Annotated in this window: 25 protein-coding genes; 8 read left to right on the forward strand and 17 right to left on the reverse strand. The window is 60.0% G+C overall.

Going from position 1 to position 20070, the window contains the following annotated elements; translation table 11 throughout:
* Window positions 1–6: 6 nt before the first annotated feature.
* Window positions 7–657 (forward strand): HAD family hydrolase, encoded by a 651-nt coding sequence (locus tag E4T63_RS00470; protein WP_135294674.1) that lies wholly within the window; start codon window positions 7–9, stop codon window positions 655–657.
* A 100-nt stretch (window positions 658–757) separates the two neighbouring features.
* Here the strand turns inward: E4T63_RS00470 and E4T63_RS00475 are convergent, their stop codons facing one another.
* Window positions 758–1834 (reverse strand): aminopeptidase, encoded by a 1077-nt coding sequence (locus tag E4T63_RS00475; protein ID WP_098966506.1) that lies wholly within the window; start codon window positions 1832–1834, stop codon window positions 758–760.
* 58 nt (window positions 1835–1892) lie between these two features.
* Here E4T63_RS00475 and E4T63_RS00480 point away from each other — a divergent pair, with 58 nt between their 5' ends.
* Window positions 1893–2315 carry a hypothetical protein gene (locus tag E4T63_RS00480; protein ID WP_027610207.1) on the forward strand — a complete coding sequence of 141 codons (423 nt, stop codon included), beginning with the start codon at window positions 1893–1895 and terminating at the stop codon, window positions 2313–2315.
* A 40-nt stretch (window positions 2316–2355) separates the two neighbouring features.
* Entirely contained in the window at window positions 2356–2775 is a 420-nt protein-coding gene (locus tag E4T63_RS00485; RefSeq protein WP_027610206.1) for a hypothetical protein, read from the forward strand.
* 8 nt (window positions 2776–2783) lie between these two features.
* Here the strand turns inward: E4T63_RS00485 and E4T63_RS00490 are convergent, their stop codons facing one another.
* Together E4T63_RS00490 and E4T63_RS00495 are read right to left on the reverse strand one after the other, a co-directional pair.
* Complete coding sequence (locus tag E4T63_RS00490; RefSeq protein ID WP_027610205.1) at window positions 2784–3023, reverse strand: DUF1161 domain-containing protein; 240 nt, start codon at window positions 3021–3023, stop codon at window positions 2784–2786.
* A 247-nt stretch (window positions 3024–3270) separates the two neighbouring features.
* On the reverse strand, window positions 3271–3702 hold the full coding sequence (locus E4T63_RS00495; RefSeq protein WP_007962818.1) for an OsmC family protein: 432 nt from the start codon (window positions 3700–3702) through the stop codon (window positions 3271–3273).
* A 241-nt stretch (window positions 3703–3943) separates the two neighbouring features.
* Between E4T63_RS00495 and E4T63_RS00500 the strand changes: the two genes are divergently transcribed.
* The gene (locus tag E4T63_RS00500; protein WP_047297487.1) at window positions 3944–4945 is read left to right on the forward strand and encodes an LLM class flavin-dependent oxidoreductase; all 1002 of its coding nucleotides are present in this window, start codon (window positions 3944–3946) and stop codon (window positions 4943–4945) included.
* Between the two features lie 171 nt (window positions 4946–5116).
* Here E4T63_RS00500 and E4T63_RS00510 read toward each other — a convergent pair whose 3' ends face one another.
* Both E4T63_RS00510 and E4T63_RS00515 read right to left on the reverse strand, forming a co-directional pair.
* Complete coding sequence (locus E4T63_RS00510) at window positions 5117–5338, reverse strand: DUF1161 domain-containing protein (protein ID WP_135294675.1); 222 nt, start codon at window positions 5336–5338, stop codon at window positions 5117–5119.
* Window positions 5339–5462: 124 nt separating this feature from the next.
* Entirely contained in the window at window positions 5463–5678 is a 216-nt protein-coding gene (locus E4T63_RS00515) for a dodecin (RefSeq protein ID WP_083367411.1), read from the reverse strand.
* A gap of 157 nt (window positions 5679–5835) precedes the next feature.
* Between E4T63_RS00515 and E4T63_RS00520 the strand changes: the two genes are divergently transcribed.
* Window positions 5836–6162, forward strand: a complete 327-nt coding sequence (locus E4T63_RS00520) for a DUF883 family protein (protein WP_003220391.1) — start codon at window positions 5836–5838, stop codon at window positions 6160–6162.
* Here E4T63_RS00520 and E4T63_RS00525 read toward each other — a convergent pair.
* Entirely contained in the window at window positions 6135–7052 is a 918-nt protein-coding gene (locus E4T63_RS00525; RefSeq protein WP_135294676.1) for a LysR family transcriptional regulator, read from the reverse strand. The genes E4T63_RS00520 and E4T63_RS00525 overlap by 28 nt on opposite strands.
* Before the next feature lie 114 nt (window positions 7053–7166).
* Here E4T63_RS00525 and trpB point away from each other — a divergent pair, with 114 nt between their 5' ends.
* From trpB to E4T63_RS00540, 3 genes are all read left to right on the forward strand, one after another.
* Complete coding sequence (gene trpB, locus E4T63_RS00530) at window positions 7167–8399, forward strand: tryptophan synthase subunit beta (protein ID WP_041074734.1); 1233 nt, start codon at window positions 7167–7169, stop codon at window positions 8397–8399.
* Window positions 8399–9211, forward strand: coding sequence for a tryptophan synthase subunit alpha (gene trpA, locus E4T63_RS00535; protein WP_135294677.1), 813 nt, complete (start codon window positions 8399–8401; stop codon window positions 9209–9211). The genes trpB and trpA overlap by 1 nt, the downstream gene beginning before the upstream one ends.
* Before the next feature lie 121 nt (window positions 9212–9332).
* Window positions 9333–9773, forward strand: a complete 441-nt coding sequence (locus E4T63_RS00540; protein WP_027610197.1) for an anti-virulence regulator CigR family protein — start codon at window positions 9333–9335, stop codon at window positions 9771–9773.
* 86 nt (window positions 9774–9859) lie between these two features.
* On the opposite strand, the gene E4T63_RS00545 is transcribed toward E4T63_RS00540, so the two are convergent.
* The 11 genes from E4T63_RS00545 to E4T63_RS00595 all read right to left on the reverse strand — a co-directional run bounded on the left by E4T63_RS00545 (window position 9860) and on the right by E4T63_RS00595 (window position 19981).
* Window positions 9860–11821: a DUF4105 domain-containing protein gene (locus tag E4T63_RS00545; RefSeq protein ID WP_135294678.1), complete on the reverse strand. Its 1962-nt coding sequence runs from the start codon at window positions 11819–11821 to the stop codon at window positions 9860–9862.
* Window positions 11818–12138: a DUF2388 domain-containing protein gene (locus E4T63_RS00550; protein WP_007911662.1), complete on the reverse strand. Its 321-nt coding sequence runs from the start codon at window positions 12136–12138 to the stop codon at window positions 11818–11820. Before E4T63_RS00550 ends, E4T63_RS00545 begins: the two co-directional genes overlap by 4 nt.
* 42 nt (window positions 12139–12180) lie before the next feature.
* The gene (locus E4T63_RS00555) at window positions 12181–12486 is read right to left on the reverse strand and encodes a DUF2388 domain-containing protein (protein ID WP_098966511.1); all 306 of its coding nucleotides are present in this window, start codon (window positions 12484–12486) and stop codon (window positions 12181–12183) included.
* Between the two features lie 108 nt (window positions 12487–12594).
* Entirely contained in the window at window positions 12595–12912 is a 318-nt protein-coding gene (locus E4T63_RS00560; protein ID WP_007962831.1) for a DUF2388 domain-containing protein, read from the reverse strand.
* A 134-nt stretch (window positions 12913–13046) separates the two neighbouring features.
* Entirely contained in the window at window positions 13047–13256 is a 210-nt protein-coding gene (locus E4T63_RS00565) for a DUF1127 domain-containing protein (RefSeq protein ID WP_098966513.1), read from the reverse strand.
* A gap of 255 nt (window positions 13257–13511) precedes the next feature.
* The gene (locus tag E4T63_RS00570) at window positions 13512–13727 is read right to left on the reverse strand and encodes a DUF1127 domain-containing protein (protein ID WP_007962833.1); all 216 of its coding nucleotides are present in this window, start codon (window positions 13725–13727) and stop codon (window positions 13512–13514) included.
* 321 nt (window positions 13728–14048) lie between these two features.
* Window positions 14049–15542: an acetyl-CoA hydrolase/transferase family protein gene (locus tag E4T63_RS00575; RefSeq protein ID WP_003220411.1), complete on the reverse strand. Its 1494-nt coding sequence runs from the start codon at window positions 15540–15542 to the stop codon at window positions 14049–14051.
* 214 nt (window positions 15543–15756) lie between these two features.
* Window positions 15757–17190 (reverse strand): NAD(P)(+) transhydrogenase (Re/Si-specific) subunit beta, encoded by a 1434-nt coding sequence (locus E4T63_RS00580; RefSeq protein ID WP_135294679.1) that lies wholly within the window; start codon window positions 17188–17190, stop codon window positions 15757–15759.
* A complete protein-coding gene (locus E4T63_RS00585; protein ID WP_003220416.1) occupies window positions 17190–17510 on the reverse strand; it encodes an NAD(P) transhydrogenase subunit alpha in 321 nt (106 codons plus the stop codon). The genes E4T63_RS00580 and E4T63_RS00585 overlap by 1 nt, the downstream gene beginning before the upstream one ends.
* 15 nt (window positions 17511–17525) lie before the next feature.
* Entirely contained in the window at window positions 17526–18647 is a 1122-nt protein-coding gene (locus E4T63_RS00590) for a Re/Si-specific NAD(P)(+) transhydrogenase subunit alpha (protein ID WP_135294680.1), read from the reverse strand.
* Window positions 18648–19081: 434 nt separating this feature from the next.
* Window positions 19082–19981, reverse strand: a complete 900-nt coding sequence (locus tag E4T63_RS00595) for a LysR family transcriptional regulator (RefSeq protein WP_135294681.1) — start codon at window positions 19979–19981, stop codon at window positions 19082–19084.
* Window positions 19982–20070: the final 89 nt, after the last annotated feature.

Here is a 20070-nt window from a genome sequence, read left to right on the forward strand (position 1 = left end):
TTTCTCATGCACTACCAGACCGTACTGTTCGACCTCGATGGCACCCTGACCGACCCGCGTGAAGGCATCACCCGTTCCATCCAGTTTGCCTTAAGCAAACTCGGCATCGACGAGCCGGACCTGAGCAAACTCGAACACTTCATCGGCCCGCCGCTGTTGCAGGCGTTCATGCAGTTCTATGGCTTCGACGAGGCCAAGGCCTGGGAGGCGGTGAATTTCTATCGTGAGCGCTTCAAGGTCACCGGCCTGTACGAGAACCGTGTGTTCGACGGCGTCACGCTGTTGCTCGAGACCCTGAGCGGCCAGGGGCGGCAGCTGTACATCGCGACCTCCAAACCTTGGGAATTTGCCCGGGAAATCGCCCGGCATTTCGACTTCGCTAAACACTTCAAGGTGATCTACGGCAGTGAGCTGGATGGCACGCGGACCAACAAGGTCGAGCTGATTGCGCACCTGATCGCCGAAGAAGGGCTGGATCCGGCCAATACGCTGATGATCGGCGACCGCAAGCATGATCTGATCGGCGCGCGCAGCAACGGCGTGGACGCGGCGGCAGTGGGCTATGGGTTTGGCAGTTTTGAAGAGTTGAGTGCCGAAGCGCCGGCTTATCACTTTGAGACTTTGGCTGAGTTGCATCAGGCGTTTTTGCGGCGCTGATCAGTCAGTCTTCGCGAGCAAGCCCGCTCCCACAGGAGGCATGCATGTCACCTGTGGGAGCGGGCTTGCTCGCGAAGAGGCCAGTACAGACCGCGAAAAATCAGGCTTCTGCCAATGCTTTGAGTGCTGCCTTACGCTCGATAACCGGCAAATCTCCCAACTTCTCAACCTCGGCATAAAACCGCAGCCAATCCCCCCCAACCTGCCTGAACAACGCTGCAAACGCCGGCACCCACTGGTCATACAGCCCAAACGGCAGCAACCGCGCATTGTTCAGCGGCATGTTCACCCAGGCGTCGTAACGCTTGTCCCCGGCCCACTGGCGGTCGCGCATCAATCGATATTCGCGGCGAAACTGCTCGAACGTCGCCGCTTTGCGTTCGCGCATCTGCTCGGCTGGCAGCGGCTGAGCGTAGAGCTTTTCCAGGCGTGAGCGCGTTTCCAGCACCAGTTCGATGAACTGATCGCGCTGCTTGAGCCTGGCATCGGTGTCCGGCGGCAGGCCACGAAACGCCCGCCACTGGCGGGTGCCTTCCTGCTCGACAAACGTGGCAAACGACTCATTGAACTCGGTGTCGTCTTTCACATAGAAACGCTGATGCGCCAGTTCATGAAAGATCAGCGTGGCCAGGCGTTCGTCACCCCAGCCCATCATCGAATTGAGGATCGGGTCATTGAACCAGCCGAGGGTCGAATAGGCCTCGACGCCGCCAATCGACACGTCCATGCCTTGCAGGCGCTGAATCGCCGCTTCGCCCCGGGCAGCGCTCTGGCTGTAGTAGCCGCGATAGGCCACGCAACCGGCGATCGGGAAGCAATGGTTCTGCGGGGTCAGGGAAAACTCCGGGGTGGCGAACACGTTCCACACCACATACGGCCGGCCGATGTCGGCGTACAGCCGATAGCTCTGGTTGTCCGGCAGGTGCAGCTGTTCGCTGGCGAAGTCCCGGGCCTTTTGCGACTGGGTCAGGTGCGTGCGCAGGGTTGCATCGCGGCTTGGGTCGGCAATCACCTTGGCCACCGGCTCACGCGCTCGCAACAACTGCAACTGACCGCTGGCCAACTGGCTGTAATAGCTGACGCTGGAACAACCGTTGAGCAACAAAAACATCACCCCCGGAAACAAAATCCGAAAAACGCGATCAAGTAACCCATGGCTTGGAAGCGGCCTGCTCAAAATAAAAATCCTTTGGAAAGTCTGCCCGCAAGACTATCCCGCCATTTGGAGCTTCGCTATGCGCATGTTGTTGCTGACAGGAGGCCTGCTGACGCTGGCCGGTTGTGCCGGATTCGGAATGCCCGATCCTGACCCCTCGCAAGCCTGGATTGATCTCGATGCCCGGCAACAGGACACGGCGTTGCAAGCGCTGAAAGTCGATGACAAGGCAACTGTCGACAAACGTTATTTCGAAGTGCAGCCCGGCAGCCATGAGTTGAAGGTGCGTTATCAGTTTCCGGTCGAAGCCACCAACATCGGCCCCGACGCCGAACCGCTGTGGCGCGATTGTCAGTTGAAGGTGAAATTCAAGGACTTCAACGCCGGTCAGCGCTATCAGTTGCAAGCCGGCAGCATCGGTTTTCGGCCATGGGCCAGGCTTTATGATGAACAGCGCAAAGTCGTAGGGCAGGGCACACCCGCAGGCTGCCAGAAAACCTGATCGGGATTATGCTGGATGTCCAAATCACGGGACATTGATCATGCACAGGTTGACGTTGTTGCTCGCTGCAAGTCTGCTTGCTGGCTGCCAGAGCCCGATGCCGGCAGCCGATCCGGGCAAGGCCTGGGTCGACTTTTCGATGCCGACACCCGGCGGTAAGGTGCTGATGGCTGAACGGCTGGACAACGTGCGCCTGCGGGACGGGCGCTTTTTCCAGGTCGCGCCGGGCAGTCATGAGCTGACGGTGCGCTTCGATTTCGAGATCTTCGGTGGCAGCCAGGGCTTGGACACCGACCCGCAGGAGCGCCTGTGTTACATGACCGTGCGCTACGATCATTTCGAAGCCGGGCAACGTTACCGACTTGAAGCCCGGTCGCTGGCGTTCACGCCGAGTGCTCGGTTGATCAATCGCCAAGGGCAGATAGTTGCCGAAGAGCGCCAGATCAACTGCGTGCCTTGAGCGGACTGTCAGATGTCGTTCTTCTGGTAGACGATCGCTTTTGTGCCGTTTTCGCAGGTGCCGACAACCATCGCCACGTCGTGCTTGTCGGCCTCTTCCTTGCTGACAATTTCCAGTGTGTAGGACGGCACTGCATTCGCCTGGATCTTTACTTCGATCTCTTTCTTCAATTCTTCGCAGTCTTTCGGTGCGGCGAGAACCGTTGTGGCCAGTGCACTGCAAAGAATCGCCAAGCCAATACGTTTCATAGATGAAGCTCCCTGATGCAGCGCGCACGGGCGTGCGCTGAAGCTGCTGTCACTTATTCGACCATATTTTTGCGGGGCAGGTTCTGACTTCGCTCACATCTTCAGGAATTGTGGTGATTGTTGGATTGCCATCGCGAGCAGGCTCACTCCTACAGGGGATCCCGATTGTTCACACTTGATGTGTCCGCTGGAGATCGAATGTAGGAGTGAGCCTGCTCGCGATGGCGCCAGTGCAGTTAATGCCTGATCAGCTGACCAGCGAAGCCTCAAGGGTAATCTTCGCATTCAGTACCTTGGACACCGGGCATCCTTCCTTGGCCTTGTTGCTCAGCTCTTCAAACTGCGCCTGAGTAGCGCCCGGGATTTTCGCCTTGAGGATCAACTTGATCGCGGTGATGGCAAAGCCACCCTCGACCTGATCCAAGGTGACTTCAGCCTGGGTGTCGATGCTCTCGGCCTTCAGGCCCGCATCACCGAGAATCATCGAGAACGCCATGGAAAAACAGCCGGCATGCGCGGCGCCGATCAGTTCTTCCGGGTTGGTGCCCTTGCCGCCTTCGAAGCGGGCCTTGAAGCCGTACGGCGCTTCTCTGAGGACGCCAGTCTCGGTAGAGATCGAGCCGATGCCGGTTTTCAGATCGCCTGCCCAATGTGCGGATGCTTTCTTCACGATAGCCATGTCTGCCTCCTCAAGATCTGGCGCGGAACGCCGCGCCGTCGTGGTTTTTGCTTGCAAGGCTTCTGAGGATAGACGTCGGGACAAAGTTCAGCCCGGTTGAATCGTTGACTTTTTTAGTAGGAAATTTCATCGCGGCTATTGAAACTCGGGTATATGCCCTCATTGCATAAAACACGCTTATGGATTGGGCAGGTTTTCGTTCGCAAGAAAAACCTGCCTCCTTATTCGGAGACGCAGGTTTATGAAGCAACTGTCCGACGTAAAGTTTTCCACCCTCGATCTGGTGCCGGTGCGCGAGAATGGCAGCCCGGCGCAATCGCTGCGCAACTCGCTGGACCTGGCGCAGCACGTCGAGAAATTCGGCTACACCCGCTTCTGGGTGGCCGAGCACCACAACATGGACGGTATCGCCAGTTCTGCCACCTCGGTGTTGCTGGGATACCTGGCCGGCGGTACCTCGACGATTCGTGTCGGCTCCGGCGGGGTGATGCTGCCGAACCACGCGCCGCTGGTGATCGCCGAGCAGTTCGGCACTCTCGAAAGCCTGTATCCGGGACGCATCGATCTGGGTCTGGGCCGCGCGCCCGGCTCCGACCAGATGACCGCCCGCGCCCTGCGTCGTGAGCGCTCCGGCAGTGCCGATGATTTCCCGGAAGACGTCGCCGAGCTGGCGCGCTTCCTCGGCCCGCGCACCCCGGATCAACGGGTGATCGCCATGCCCGGCACCGGCACCAACGTGCCGATCTGGTTGCTCGGTTCCAGCCTGTTCAGCGCGCAACTGGCCGGTGAGCGCGGGTTGCCCTACGCCTTCGCTTCGCACTTCGCCCCGCGCTTCATGCACGAGGCGATTCGCGTCTATCGCAATCACTTCAAACCGTCGGCGGTGCTCGACAAGCCGTACGTGATGCTCGGGGTGCCGTTGGTGGCAGCCGATACCGATGAGCAGGCCGACTACCTGGCGACCTCGGTGTACCAGCGAATTCTCGCGCTGATGCGTGGGCAGAGTCTGGTGCAGCGTCCGCCGGTGAAAACCATGGACGGCCTGTGGCTGCCCCATGAGCGCGAAGCGGTGGGGGATTTCCTCGGTCTGGCGATGGTTGGCAGCCCGCAGAAGATCCGTGCGAAGCTGGAGGTGCTGGTCGAGCAGACCCAGGCCGATGAGCTGATTTTCACCTGCGATCTGTATGAGCATGCCGATCGCCTGCATTCCTATGAATTGCTGGCGCAGGTGATGAAGGGCTGACTCTGGAATACGGCTTCTGTGGGAGCGGGCTTGCTCGCGAAGACGGAGTGTCAGACACCCTGGATGTCGGCTGACATAACGCTTTCGCGAGCAAGCCCGCTCCCACATTGGGAACCAGTGGCCCACAAAAAAGCCGACGCCTTCGCGTCGGCTTTTGCATTTCAATCGCGATCACCCGCGTTTGTAGACGATTTCCTTGGTGCCGCCTTCACAGGTGCCCACAACTTTTCCGCCATTGGCTCCCTTGTCGACAACCTCCAGCGAATACCCGGAAACGCCCTTGGCATCCAGCTTCGCCGCGATCTCGCTTTTCAACTCTTCACAAGGCTTGCCAGCAGCAAACGCGCCACCCGCAAGGCTCAACAAACCTACTGCCAATATGAACTTCTTCATCGGTCGCACTCCCTGGTCGGATTAAAAGAGGCGGGCACCGGCTATGCCGATGCACTCACCTTGTAGCGCTTTGCCATTCCTATGGCACTCGGCCAGCGCGCAAGTTCAGAAGCGTAGCCCAAACTCAGCTGCTGGCAATCCGGAAGCCGACTTTGAGTGTGACCTGGAAATGCGCAGCCTTGCCGTCCTTGATGTGGCCTCGGGTCTCGACCACTTCAAACCATTCCAGATGTTTGATGCTCTTGTTCGCTTCAGCCAGCGCATTGTTGATGGCGTCTTCGATGCTGGTGGTGGACGAGCCGACCAGCTCGACTTTCTTGTACGTGTGATGGTCACTCATGGCGATCTCCTGGATGTGTGGATTTGAGACTAGCAGTGAATCTGCACTGTTGATTTCGGCGGCTCGATGCAAGTGAAGTTCAGATTTTCTGCACTTTCTCAAACCGCTGAAGTCCCAACCAACACACGCCACTCATCACCAATGCAGGAGAGCCACCATGGCCAACACCTCTTTACGTAAAGCCTCGTTGCAAAGCATGGAAGCCGAGATCGAGAGTCTGCTCAAATCGTTGGAAAGCCTGAAGGACGACGCGTCCGACGAGTCGCGCAAGACCCTCAAGGCGCTCAAGAGCAACGCTGAAAGCGCGCTGAAACATTCGCGCAGCCTGCTCAGCGATGCCTATGAAGAAGTCAAAGTGAAAACCCGCGAGACCGGCATCGCCACCCGCGATTACGCTCAGGAACACCCTTGGACCACAGCCGGTGTGGCAGTCGGTGCAATCGGTCTGCTGGCTGCTTATTTGCTGTTCAAGCGCGGCGAGTGATCCGTCTGGCGCAGCTCATTCTTGAGCCATTGCGCCAGTTGCCGGGCGCGTCCGTCTGCGGCGCGCTTGGGTAGCCACAACGCCAGTTGCGCCGGGGTTTCGCAAAAGCCCCACGGCGCAACCAGGCGACCGGCCTTCAAGTCCTCGGCCACCAGCGGCTCTGGCGCGATTGCCACGCCGAGTCCGGCCACTGCGGCTTCCAGCAGATAATACAAATGCTCAAAACCTTGCCCCAACCTCAACGCCTTGGCGTCGAGGTGATTTTGCTGTGCCCAACTCGGCCAGGCTTGCGGGCGCGATGTGGTGTGCAGCAGCGGCTCGCTGAGCAAGGCTGACGCCGGCGCCGCTTGCAGGCGTTGGTAGCCACTGAACAGCGGGCTCATCACCGGGCCGATGCGTTCTGCGGCCAGTTCGTAGACCTGCATGTCTGCCGGCCATGGCGGCTCGGCGAACAACAGCAAGGCATCGAGTCCGGGGCGCCGCGGGTCGAGATCGCCTTCACCCGCCGACAGATGCAGACGCAAGTCCGGCAAGTCCGCGTTGAGTCGTCCCAGGCGTGGAATAAACCAGCGCGCCAACAGACTGCCGGAGCAGCCGAGTACGAACGGCGCATCAGCGGTGCTCTGCGTCAGCTCGGCGCAGACGCTGCGCAAGCGATCAAAGGCCTCACCGCTGGCGTCCCGCAAACGAACTCCGGCATCTGTGAGTTTGAGGCCACGGCCGTCCTTGACGAACAAGCTGACGCCGAGGTGCTCTTCGAGCACCTTGAGCTGACGGCTAACCGCGCCGTGGGTGACGTGCAGCTGTTCGGCCGCCTGACTGACGCTGTTCAGTCGGGCGGTGGCTTCGAACGCGCGCAAGGCATTCAACGGGGGAAGGTCGTGGCTCATGGGATCTGTGAGTTTTCCTGACAGGTTGTGGCGATCTTATCGGTTTTCAGCCTGGGAGGTCAGGGGTAGAGTGGACGCCATTGTCTTCTCACCCGAATTCACCTGGAGCACATCATGACCCAGACTTCGAACACCTCCAACCTGCGCAGCGGCCCTGACGATAACGGCCTGTTCGGTGCGTTCGGCGGCCGCTACGTGGCGGAAACCCTGATGCCGTTGATCCTCGATCTGGCCCGCGAATACGAGGCGGCCAAGGAAGATCCGGCGTTCAAGGAAGAGCTGGCCTACTTCCAGCGTGACTATGTCGGTCGTCCGAGCCCGCTGTACTTCGCCGAGCGTCTGACCGAGTTCTGCGGCGGCGCGAAGATCTACCTCAAACGCGAAGAGCTGAACCACACCGGCGCGCACAAGATCAACAATTGCATCGGCCAGATCCTGCTGGCGCGGCGCATGGGCAAGAAACGCATCATCGCCGAGACCGGTGCCGGCATGCACGGCGTTGCGACTGCCACCGTGGCCGCACGTTTCGGTCTGGACTGCGTGATCTACATGGGCACCACGGACATCGAACGTCAGCAGGCCAACGTGTTCCGCATGAAGCTGCTGGGCGCCGAAGTGATCCCGGTGGTGGCCGGCACCGGCACCCTGAAAGACGCGATGAACGAAGCGCTGCGTGACTGGGTGACCAACGTCGACAGCACCTTCTACCTGATCGGCACCGTGGCCGGCCCGCACCCGTACCCAGCCATGGTGCGCGACTTCCAGGCGGTGATCGGCAAGGAGACCCGCGAGCAGTTGCAAGCTCAGGAAGGTCGTCTGCCGGACAGTCTGGTGGCGTGCATCGGCGGCGGTTCCAACGCCATGGGCCTGTTCCACCCGTTCCTCGATGATCAAAGCGTCGAAATCATCGGGGTTGAAGCGGCCGGTTACGGCATCGAAACCGGCAAGCACGCGGCGAGCCTCAACGGCGGCGTACCCGGTGTGCTGCACGGCAACCGTACCTTCCTGTTGCAGGACGACGATGGCCAGATCATCGACGCCCACTCGATTTCCGCCGGTCTCGATTATCCGGGCATTGGCCCTGAGCACGCCTGGTTGCATGACATCGGCCGCGTCCAGTACACCTCGGTCACCGACGACGAAGCCCTCGCTGCGTTCCACCAGTGCTGCCGCCTCGAAGGCATCATCCCGGCACTGGAAAGCGCGCATGCGCTGGCTGAAGTGTTCAAACGCGCACCGAAACTGCCGAAGGATCACCTGATGGTGGTCAACCTCTCCGGCCGTGGCGACAAAGACATGCAGACCGTCATGCATCACATGGAACAGTCGAAGCAGGAGAAACACTGATGAGCCGCCTGCAAACCCGTTTTGCCGACCTCAAGCAACAGAATCGCGCCGCGCTGGTGACCTTCGTCACCGCCGGTGATCCGGACTACGACACTTCGCTGGCGATCCTCAAAGGTCTGCCGGGCGCTGGCGCCGACGTGATCGAGCTGGGCATGCCGTTCACCGACCCGATGGCCGACGGTCCGGCGATTCAACTGGCGAATATCCGTGCCTTGGGCGCCAAGCAGAATCTGGCGAAAACCCTGCAAATGGTTCGCGAGTTTCGCGAAGGCAACAGCGACACGCCGCTGGTGCTGATGGGCTACTTCAACCCGATCCACATGTATGGCGTTGAACGTTTCATCGCTGACGCCAAAGACGCGGGCGTCGACGGCCTGATCGTGGTCGACATGCCGCCAGAGCACAACAATGAACTGTGCGACCCGGCACAGGCTGCGGGTCTGGACTTCATCCGCCTGACCACCCCGACCACTGATGATGCACGTCTGCCGAAAGTGCTCAATGGCAGCTCGGGCTTCGTTTACTACGTGTCGGTGGCCGGTGTGACCGGTGCCGGTGCGGCGACTCTGGAACACGTCGAAGAGGCGGTCACCCGTTTGCGTCGCCACACTGACCTGCCGATCAGCATCGGTTTCGGCATCCGTACTCCGGAGCAGGCGGCGTCCATCGCTCGTTTGGCGGACGGGGTGGTGGTGGGTTCGGCACTGATCGATCACATCGCCAATGCGACCACGCCGGCCCAGGCTGTCGATGGCGTGCTGGGTCTGTGCAAGGCGCTGTCCGAGGGCGTGCGTCAGGCCCGCGTCAGCTGAAGGTAAAGTTCCTGATACAGAGGAATTAGCGCCTCACAGCACGGCCTAATTGAGCAAGACCGAGGGATTCAGAACCACGTTCTGAATCCCTTTTTGCTGTTGGTGCAGTGAGGAAGACTTGATGAAAATGCCGAAACGTCTGATTGCCGGACTGGGCGTGCTGATGCTCAGCGCGACGCCGCTGCTGGCCAGCGCCGATCCACGCGATGATCATGACCACGGCGGCCCGCAGCAGGGCCACTACGATAACCGTGGTGACGATCACCGTGGCCCGCAGAACGACCACCGAGGCGGCCCGCCACACGACTTCGGCCCGGTACGCCAGACCATTCGCGACAATCACGGCTATTTCGTGCGCGGTGCACCGCCGCCACCGGGCATTCATCTGGAGCGTGGTCGGCCGTTACCGCATGGTTACTACGGCGAGCGGCTGGACGGTCGGGCGCTGAGTCGTCTGCCGGTTTATCCGGGTTATGAGTGGCGCCGCGCCGGGGGCGATATCGTGCTGATCGCAGTGGGTACCGGGATCGTTTACGAAATTCTGGATGGTGTTTTGTACTGATTTACAGGCAATAAAAAGATCGCAGCCTGCGGCAGCTCCTACATTTATCTCTGTAGGAACTGCCGCAGGCTGCGATCTTTTTGCTTTTAAGGCAACTCCAGTCCGCCAGATGCCTTGTGCAGTCTGCGCAGATGCTCGCCGATCTGCTTCACGTTGGCTTCGCTGGCGGCAATTTCGGCCGCTCGCTTGGGTTCCAGCAACTTGCGCACTTCCTTGTCCAGATCGCCGCTCAGCGCCAGCAGTTGTTTCTGGCGTTGGGCGCTTTCGTCCTGCAGGCGCTTGAACTCGCTTGGTTGCGGCAGCCCGTAGCCACGGCTGTCGAGCAGTTCTGCCGGACGACTGAGGAAGCCGCTGTTGGCGAGAATTTCCTGCAGGGTGGCGTTGGCCTTGTCCATGCCGCCGTTTTCCAGCTCCCGGGCGCCGAGGTAGCGCTGCTTGACCTCGTCCTGGGCCAGCAGCAACTGGCGGCGATAACTCGCCTGTTCCAGCAGGAGCAATGCAGCGCTGGTGCGCAGGTCTGCACGTTCGAACCACTGGCGACGTTCTTCGGCAGACAGCGATAGCCAATCTTCGACGCTGGTTTGCTTGATCGGCAGCTGCTTTTTCAACACATCGAACATCGCCTGATAGCGATCGCGGAACGAATCGAAGCGGTAGCCCAGGCGCAGGGCTTCCTTGGGATTGTCGAGCACGCTGGTGTCGGCCAACCCGCGACCTTTCATCACCTCCAGCAAGCCGTTGGGCATGATGCTGTCGAGGCCGACAAGTTGCTTGTTGTTGCTGCCGCTGCGCAGCAGCTTGAGGCCTTCCACCGCGCAGTTGTTCGACAGGAAGAAGTAGTTGCCGTCATAGCTCCAGTGCATCTCGGCAGCGTGTTCGACCACGCCTTCAATCTCACTGCGCGACAGGTTCAGCGGCACGGAGGCAAGGCTGCGCAGCTCGGTCTTGGTGTACTCGTCGATCACTTGGGCCAGTGGCAGCACGAACAACCGCGACGGGTACTTGCCGACCAGACCGTCCCAGCTCGACAGCTGCACGTCACCGACAAAGGCGCGGTAGGACAGCACCAGATGCTGGTCGAGGTCGAGCCGGCAATCCGGGCCCCGTGGTCGACCCGGCGCGCAGATCACCAGCCGCAGCATGCTGTGGCCCCAGCGGCTGACCCAGTTCTGGTTGGCTTCAGCCAGCAGATAATCGACGGCATACACCCGCTCCGGGTCGACCTGGCCCAAGGGCTGTTTGGCGAAGTCGTTGCCGGCGTTGAGAAAGGCGAAGGTATTGCTGCAGGTGTCCTTGGCCGGTGGTGCCCAGCCGAAGCGCGCCTTGTAGTAGCGATAGAGCGCCGGACGGCGGCAGGCGTAGCTCGGGTCGAGGAGGAAATACTCCATGTTGACCGCGACAAACTCTTTCGGGCTGGAGATTTCGTACAGGTCCGGGCTGCGGGCCACCTGACGATTGTGTTGTTCACGCTCGCCGCGGCGGCCGACGTATTGTTGCCAACCGGCGAGATCAAGCAGACGTGGATCATCGCTGAGGGTAAAGCGTCGCTCGGTCTGGCCACGGCACTCATCGGGAATGCCGACCAGGCCGGCGCTGTTACTGCGGCGAGTGCAGCGCTGAATCAGCGTGCGCTCGGCGGCGGGCCACAGGCGCGCGCGGTCATAAATGTGGGTGAGTTCATGCAGCACCGTTGCCAGCAGTTCCTGGCGCACAGTGCCATGGGGGCGATTGGTTTTCTCTGTGGCCGCGCTGCCGTCGGTGAGGCCGGCGAGCAGTTTGCGGTTCAGGTCGAGCTCGGCAACCAGGGTCGCCTGGCCGTACGCATTGCTAGGCATGTCGTCGGACCAGCCGACGTCGATGCGCCGATCCAGCTGTTCGACGAAACTGGGCGGCAGTTTCTGCATGGCTTCATCGAGCAGCGTTTGACTGGCCTGTTGCTGGGCGGGGCTCAGGCCGTCGGTCTTGAGTCGCAATTGCAGGCTGGCGTGGGCGCTGTTGCCAAGCAGCAACAACGCCCCGGCCAGTAGCCAGGCGCCGAGTGACTTCACAGGGCGAGGATGGCTTCGGCGAGCACCTGATCACTGGCGTCGCGGGCTTCCGGCACGCGCGTGCGCAAGGTGTTGAGGGCGGCTTCCAGGTGCGCACCGCGGATATCGCCGTTGGTGGCAACGAAGCTGGCCGCATCGTCGTGGGCTTCGCGGATGATTTTCGAATCGCGAATCGACGTCGTGGTATCGGAGGTGAAATCGATGGTGCGCTGGGAGGCACGAACGATGATGTTACTGGTGGCTACCAGGGTGTGTGCCTGGGCCACATCGGCCAACAAAAACAGGCCAAGGGCGGCAGCAATCAGCGGGCTACGCATGGAACGACTCCGGAGGGCAATGTTAACGAGGGATCATGATAACTATTGGACGAGAATTGCCTGTGCCAGTTCAAGGTCGCTGACATGAAGTTTTGGTCGGGATTTGCGCAAGTAATGCAAGGCGGATTCGAGCTGCGCGCCGCGCAATTGACCGTCACTGGCGACAAACGCCGCCGCGTCATCGTGAGCGGCGATGATCAGTTTACGGTCGAATGGTGCGGAAGACACCATTCCGGTCGCCCAAACGCTGACCACGGTGTTTTGTGTGGAGACATCAAAGGCATCGACCGAGGTCGCCCAGAAGGCACTGACCAATACGCAAGGGAAAAACAGTCTGAATAAACGCATGAGACTCGGTAACGGTTAACGAGCTTCAAGGCTAGCGCAAATGCGCGGGCCAGAGCCAGCGGCGAAACATCGGGACACGACTGGCGTGCCCCGTGCGGCATCGTTGGATCAGATCGCGAGGATGGCTTGCGCCAGTTGGAAGTCGGTCGCGTTCAGTTGCGGTGCCTGATGACGGATCAGGTCCAGAGCACTTTCCAGTTTCACGCCACGGATCTGGCCTTCACTGGCGACGAAGCTGGCAGCGTCGTCACGGGCGGCGATCACGACTTTGTTGTCACGCAGCGAAGAGCTGACATCGGAGGTGGCGTCCGAGGAGGATTTCAGCGCGCCAACCACGGCGTCGGTGGTCACAATGAAGCTGGAGGCACTGGCGTTGGCAGCCACGGCCAGCAAGGCGGCAGCGCTGAGCAGGCGAAGACGGGACATGGTGTATCTCCTGATAGTAAACCGTATTGAGAGGTGGCTTGTGTCTGATGAGTCAGACGCGGGTTACAGAAGATTCGCCACGTTCTGGCGTGGATATTAGGCCTGCGCGCGAGGTTCGGACAGTGGGCAGAATGCTAGCGCCAGAAGGGTTTCTCCAGTTCTCTGAGCCGATCGGCATGGCTGAGGCCCAGATCCGCTAGGTCGCGCTGGTCCAGTTGAGCCAGCAGGCGCCGCGTCCTGGCGCGCTCCAGTCCTTGCCACAGGGGTCGAAACAGGCGCCGCAGCAGGTGCGAGTGAGCGCGGGGTAGAGTCGAAGCTGTCGAAACATCCTGTAAGCCTTTCATGGCGTTTTCCTTAAACCGAGGAGGGTTAAGGACATGCTGCGCCCGATGCAGTTTGGCGAGCAGATACACTCATGAAAAATTGTACTGGTTCAGATTTTGTTTATTGAGAACTGTACCTGTACTTTGAATATTCTGCTGTACGGGCATTTTCGAACCCTGAAACGACAAAACCCGTCGCGGTTTCCCGCGACGGGTCTTGTGTGTTCAATTCGGGTTGCTGGCGGTGGGTCTGATGACCAGAGCCAGCGACGCTACTTAGCGCCAGAACGGCTTGCTCAGCTCTTCGTAGCGTTGTGCTTCGCTTATACCGGCGTCAGCCAGCAGACGCGAATCCAGACGAGCCAGTTGGTGGCGGCTGGAGATGCGGCGCTGCCACAACATCAGGTTAGCGATAACGCGCAGAGGCAGGGAAGCCTGGTTTTTTGCAGCTTTGTCTTCGAAGAACAGTTCGGAACTGAGTGTACGTTCCATGGTTGACATCCTTCCGCTTGTGGCGGGATCAGGTAGTGGTTTAACTGGTGCCCATGATCCTCTCGTTTGCCTAGTCTCTCTAGATACAGTTCAACTGTATTGTGAGTGACCAGTTAACTGTTTATAGGGGGTGTACGGGTCGAAATTGAGCAAACTGTACCTGTCAGCACTAATGTGGTGCGTTTTTGCTCAATTCGAGGAAGGAGGTAGGCAAAATCTGTAGGAAACAACCGGTACAGCAGTACAGTTTTTGCCAGATGTGGCGGGTTAAAAAATCCGCTGACACAAATTGTGTTTGCATCAGCGGTTTGACTGTGTGAATTACACCGCCAGCATGTGCCCGGTTTCTTCCAGGTTTATGTGCCAGCTCAAGGCATCACGCAGAATGTGCGGGGTGTGGCCACCGATGGCGCACGCTGCGGTGAAGTAGTCGTTCAGCGCCTGGCGATAGTCCGGGTGCACACAGTTGTCGATGATCACCCGAGCGCGTTCGCGTGGGGCCAGGCCGCGTAGGTCAGCCAGACCGACTTCGGTCACCAGAATGTCGACGTCATGCTCGGTGTGGTCAACGTGGCTGACCATCGGCACCACGCTGGAAATCGCCCCGCCCTTCGCGATCGATTTGGTCACGAACACCGCCAGGTGCGCGTTGCGCGCAAAGTCCCCCGAACCGCCGATACCGTTCATCATCCGCGTGCCGCAGACGTGGGTGGAGTTGACGTTGCCGTAGATATCGAACTCCAGCGCGGTGTTGATGCCAATGATACCCAGACGACGCACCACTTCCGGGTGGTTGGAGATCTCCTGCGGGCGCAGCACCAGTTTGTCCTTGTACTTCTCCAGGTTGCCGAACACGTCGCTGTTGCGCCGCTCCGACAAAGTGATCGAGCTGCCCGACGCAAAGCTCAGCTTGCCGGCGTCGATCAGGTCGAAGGTCGAGTCCTGCAGCACTTCGGAGTACATGGTCAGGTCTTCGAACGGCGAATCGATCAGACCGCACATCACCGCGTTGGCGATGTTGCCGATCCCGGCCTGCAACGGGCCGAGCTTGTTGGTCATGCGCCCGGCGTCGACCTCCTGCTTGAAGAAGGTGATCAGGTGTTCGGCGATGGCATTGGTGTCGACATCCGGGGTCGACACCGTGGACGGCGAATCCGCCTGCTGAGTGATGACGATGGCGACAATCTTCTCCGGCGGGATCGGGATCGCGGTGCTGCCGATGCGATCGTCGACTTTCACCAGCGGGATCGGCGTGCGCGTCGGGCGATAGGTGGGGATATAGATGTCATGCAGGCCTTCGAGGTTGGCGTTGTGCGCCAGGTTGATCTCGACAATCACTTGCTTGGCGAAAATCGCGAAGCTCGCCGAGTTGCCCACCGAGGTGGTCGGCACGATGTGGCCTTGCTCGGTGATGGCCACGGCTTCGATCACTGCGATGTCCGGCAGCTTCAGTTGCTGGTTGCGCAGTTGCTCGACGGTTTCCGACAGGTGCTGGTCGATGAACATCACTTCGCCGGCGTTGATCGCCTTGCGCAAGGTGCTGTCGACCTGGAACGGCATGCGCCGCGACAGCACGCCGGCCTCGGTCAGTTGCTTGTCGAGGTCGTTGCCCAGGCTGGCGCCGGTCATCAGGCTGATCTTCAGCGGCGTGACCTTGGCTCGCTCGGCCAGTGCGTGAGGGACGGCTTTGGCTTCGCCAGCGCGGGTGAAGCCGCTCATGCCGACGGTCATGCCGTCTTCAATCAGCGCGGCGGCGTCGGCGGCGCTCATCACTTTATCCAACAACGAAGGCAGGCGAATACGGTCACGGTACATGGATTATTTTCTCGGGAAGCGAGTAGCAGGATGCGCAGTCTAGTGAATTTCGCGGGCGCCTGTCCCGCTACCAAGGTCGCAAACGAGGCGTCTATTTAGCGGGTTTCAAGTAAAACACCGTTACTGGATCTGCAACAACGTGGCAAATTGTCCGACGGTTTGCGCAAACAAAAACGCCCCGACAAGTCGGGGCGTCCGGTGCAGCTGCGGAGGATTACTCCACCGCTTTGACCATGTCTTCGATGACTTTTTTCGCGTCGCCGAACACCATCATGGTCTTGTCCAGGTAGAACAGTTCGTTGTCCAGACCGGCATAACCGCTGGCCATCGAGCGCTTGTTGACGATGATGGTCTTGGCCTTGAACGCTTCGAGAATCGGCATGCCGGCAATCGGCGATTTCGGATCGTTCTTGGCGGCCGGGTTGACCACGTCGTTGGCGCCGAGTACCAGCACCACGTCGGCCTGGCCGAACTCGGAGTTGATGTCTTCCATCTCGAACACCTGGTCGTAAGGCACTTCGGCCTCGGCGAGCAGGACGTTCATGTGCCCCGGCATGCGACCGGCCACCGGGTGAATCGCGTACTTCACGGTCACGCCGCGATGGGTCAGTTTCTCGGTCAGCTCTTTCAATGCATGCTGCGCACGGGCCACCGCCAGGCCGTAACCCGGGACGATGATCACGGTGTCGGCGTTGGTCAGCAGGAACGTTGCGTCGTCGGCCGAACCGGATTTCACCGGACGGGCTTCTTTCGCACCGGCAGGTCCTGCGTCGGCCGTGTTGCCGAAACCGCCAAGCAGTACATTAAAGAAGGAACGGTTCATCGCCTTGCACATGATGTACGAGAGGATCGCACCGCTCGAACCCACCAGAGAGCCGGCAATGATCAGCATCGAGTTGTTCAGCGAGAAGCCGATACCTGCTGCCGCCCAACCCGAATAGCTGTTGAGCATCGACACCACCACCGGCATGTCGGCGCCGCCAATCGGGATGATGATCAGCACCCCCATCACGAACGCCAGAGCCAGCATCAGCGCGAACGCGGGGAGGTTGCCGGTGAGCATGAAGGTCACGCCCAGCACCAGTGTCGCCAGACCGAGTACCGCGTTCAGCTTGTGCTGACCGGCGAACTGTACCGGCGCGCCCTGGAACAGGCGGAACTTGTACTTGCCCGACAGCTTGCCGAAGGCGATCACCGAACCGGAGAAGGTGATTGCACCAATCGCCGCGCCGAGGAACAGCTCCAGACGGTTACCCGCCGGGATCGAGTCGCCCAGTTGCTTGACGATGCCCAGCGATTGCGGCTCGACCACCGCAGCAATGGCGATGAACACCGCCGCCAGACCGATCATGCTGTGCATGAACGCGACCAGCTCTGGCATCTTGGTCATTTCGACGCGCTTGGCCATGATCGAACCGGCGGTGCCGCCGATCAGCAGGCCGACGATCACGTAACCGATACCGGCAGTCGCCAGTTCCGCACCGAGCTTATAGATGAGGCCGATGGTGGTGAGGATGGCCAGCGCCATGCCGAGCATGCCGAACAGGTTGCCGCGCCGCGACGTGGTCGGGTGCGACAGGCCTTTAAGGGCCTGGATAAAGCAGATTGACGCGATCAGGTAGAGCGTCGTGACGAGATTCATGCTCATTACTTCGGCGCCTCTTCTTTTGCTTTCGGGGCTTTCTTCTTGAACATCTCAAGCATGCGGCGGGTAACCAGGAAGCCACCGAACACATTGACCGCAGCCAGTGCCACGGCGAGGGTGCCCATGGTCTTGCCTAGCGGCGTGACGGTCAGCGCAGCAGCGAGCATGGCGCCGACGATCACGATTGCCGAAATGGCATTGGTCACCGCCATCAACGGCGTGTGCAGCGCAGGTGTAACGTTCCAGACCACGTGGTAACCGACATAAATCGCCAGCACGAAGATGATCAGGTTGTAGATACCGGGGGAGATAAGCTCTTCCATCGTCTGAATCCCTGCTTAGGCGTTTTTGCGGATGACTTGGCCGTCGCGGCACATCAGGCACGCGGCGACGATGTCGTCTTCGAGGTTGACGTCGAACTGGCCTTCTTTGGTGAACACCAGCTTGAGGAAGTCCAGCAGGTTGCGGGCGTACAGCGCCGAGGCGTCTGCAGCGACTTCACCGGCCAGGTTGGTCGGGCCGACGATGGTCACGCCGTTCTCGACCACGACCTGATCGGCGACGGTCAGCGGGCAATTGCCGCCCTGCGCAGCCGCGAGGTCGATGACCACCGAGCCCGGCTTCATCTGCGCCACGGTGTCCGCGCTCAACAGTGTCGGCGCCTTGCGGCCCGGGATCAGTGCGGTGGTGATGACGATGTCGGCCTGCCTGGCGCGTTCGTGCACAGCCTGGGCCTGACGCTGCATCCAGCTTGCCGGCATAGGCCGCGCGTAACCGCCGACACCCACCGCGCATTCACGTTCTTCGTCAGTTTCGTACGGCACATCGACGAACTTCGCACCGAGGGATTCGATCTGTTCCTTCACTGCCGGACGCACGTCAGACGCTTCGATCACCGCACCCAGACGTTTCGCCGTGGCAATCGCCTGCAACCCGGCCACGCCGGCACCCAGAATCAGCACGCGCGCCGCTTTCACGGTGCCCGCAGCGGTCATCAGCATCGGCATGAAGCGCGGATAGTAGTGCGCGGCCAGCAACACCGCCTTGTAGCCGGCAATGTTCGCCTGCGACGACAGCACATCGAGACTCTGTGCGCGAGAGGTGCGCGGCGCCGCTTCGAGGGCGAACGCGGTGATCCCGCACTCGGCCATTTTGGCGATGGTTTCGTTATTGAAGGGGTTGAGCATGCCCACCAGCACCGTGCCGCGCTTGATCAGCGCCAGTTCGGCGTCGCTGGGGGCGACCACTTTGAGAATCAGCTCGGCGCCGAACGCGTCGTTGGCACTGCCAATGGTTGCGCCCGCCGCTTCATAGGCACTGTCGACAACACTGGCTTTAACGCCGGCGCCGGTTTGCACAGTGACCTTATGGCCTTGGCTGATCAGCTTTTTAATGGTTTCCGGGGTTGCAGCAACCCGTGTTTCACCGGTCTGGGTTTCGAGAGGAACACCAATGTGCACGTCAAATCTCCTGCGTGATCTTATTGAGTAAACCCAGGCACTGCGGATGGTGCGACTGGGGCGGCCGATCAGCACGATCCCGCCAAATCAGGGCGGGGCGCGGCATTTTGCAGGCGAACTTTATGCCCTTCAAGGGATTATGACGGGTGACGGAAAATTAACTACAAGTCATCCCGTGACCGAATGTCGCAGATGGCCAGATGAATCCCTTGCAGGCCGTGCCTTGCAAGGATTCTGGCTCAATTTGAAAATATTTCTCATCGGTGGCGTGAATAGGCTGTAATGAGTCGTGGATGGAGGCTCAAAGCCACGTCTTCAGGCGCTTGTGGGACGTCTGTACGACTTTCGGATACAGTCTGTGATTTTGCGACAAATACTTATATCTGTAGGGCTTTGATTTTCCTGACTACCGGGTTAGTAATCGCTTTAAGCCTTTATCCTTCTAGGCTGTAGCTGTTTGCCTGATTGACCAGCCAATCGCGAAAAGCCTTGAGTGATGCCGATTCGACCTTTCGCTCCGGAATCATCAGGTAATAAGCCTTGATGCTGGAGAGCGCATTCGGGTTGGCGACCACCAGGCGTTTCTCGGCCAGTTCGCGCTGAATCAGAAACGGTGGAATCAGCGCGATACCCATGTCGTGCATGGCCGCCTGAGCCAGCATGGAGAATAGCTCGTAGCGCGGACCTGTCATGTCGCGTGGGATGTTCAGGTGCTGTGAATTGAACCATTGGCGCCAGGCGTAGGGGCGAGTGGTTTGCTGCAACAGAGGCAGCTCGGCAATCTCGTCAGGAGTCAGATGTGTCCTGCTGCCGAGTAGGGTGTGGCTGCACACCGGCATCGGATTTTCGCCCATCAGCCTGTGGGATTCGGTACCCGACCAATCGGCGTCGCCGAAGTAGATCGCTGCGTCGAAATCGGTGTCGGCAAACAGGAACGGGCGAGTGCGGTTGGTCAGGTTGACGGTGACCTCGGGGTGCTTGAGCTGGAAGTCCTTGAGTCGTGGCAGCAGCCATTGCGTGCCGAAGGTGGGCACCACCGCCAGTTCGATCACATTTGTGCCCTGCTGGCCCATCACCGAAAGCGTGTCGCGCTCGACGGCGTCGAGCTGCGTGGCCACCCGACGGCTGTAGGAAAGTCCCGCTTCCGTCAGCTTCACTCCACGTCGCGAGCGTCGGAACAGTTCCACACTGAGGAACTCCTCAAGGCTGGCGATCTGTCGGCAAATGGCGCCCTGGGTGAGGGAAAGTTCTTCGGCAGCCTTGGTAAAGCTTTCGTGGCGGGCGGCGGCTTCGAAGCTGATCAGGGCCGTGGTGCTGGGTATCTTCCTGCGCATGTACGTCAACCTCACTAATGCGCCGCATAAAAGGCATTCAGCGACGTTTCGGAGTGAGAAATTAGCACAACAGGATGCGAAATCCTCGT

Source organism: Pseudomonas fluorescens (genome assembly GCF_004683905.1).
Classification (GTDB): domain Bacteria; phylum Pseudomonadota; class Gammaproteobacteria; order Pseudomonadales; family Pseudomonadaceae; genus Aquipseudomonas; species Aquipseudomonas putida_A.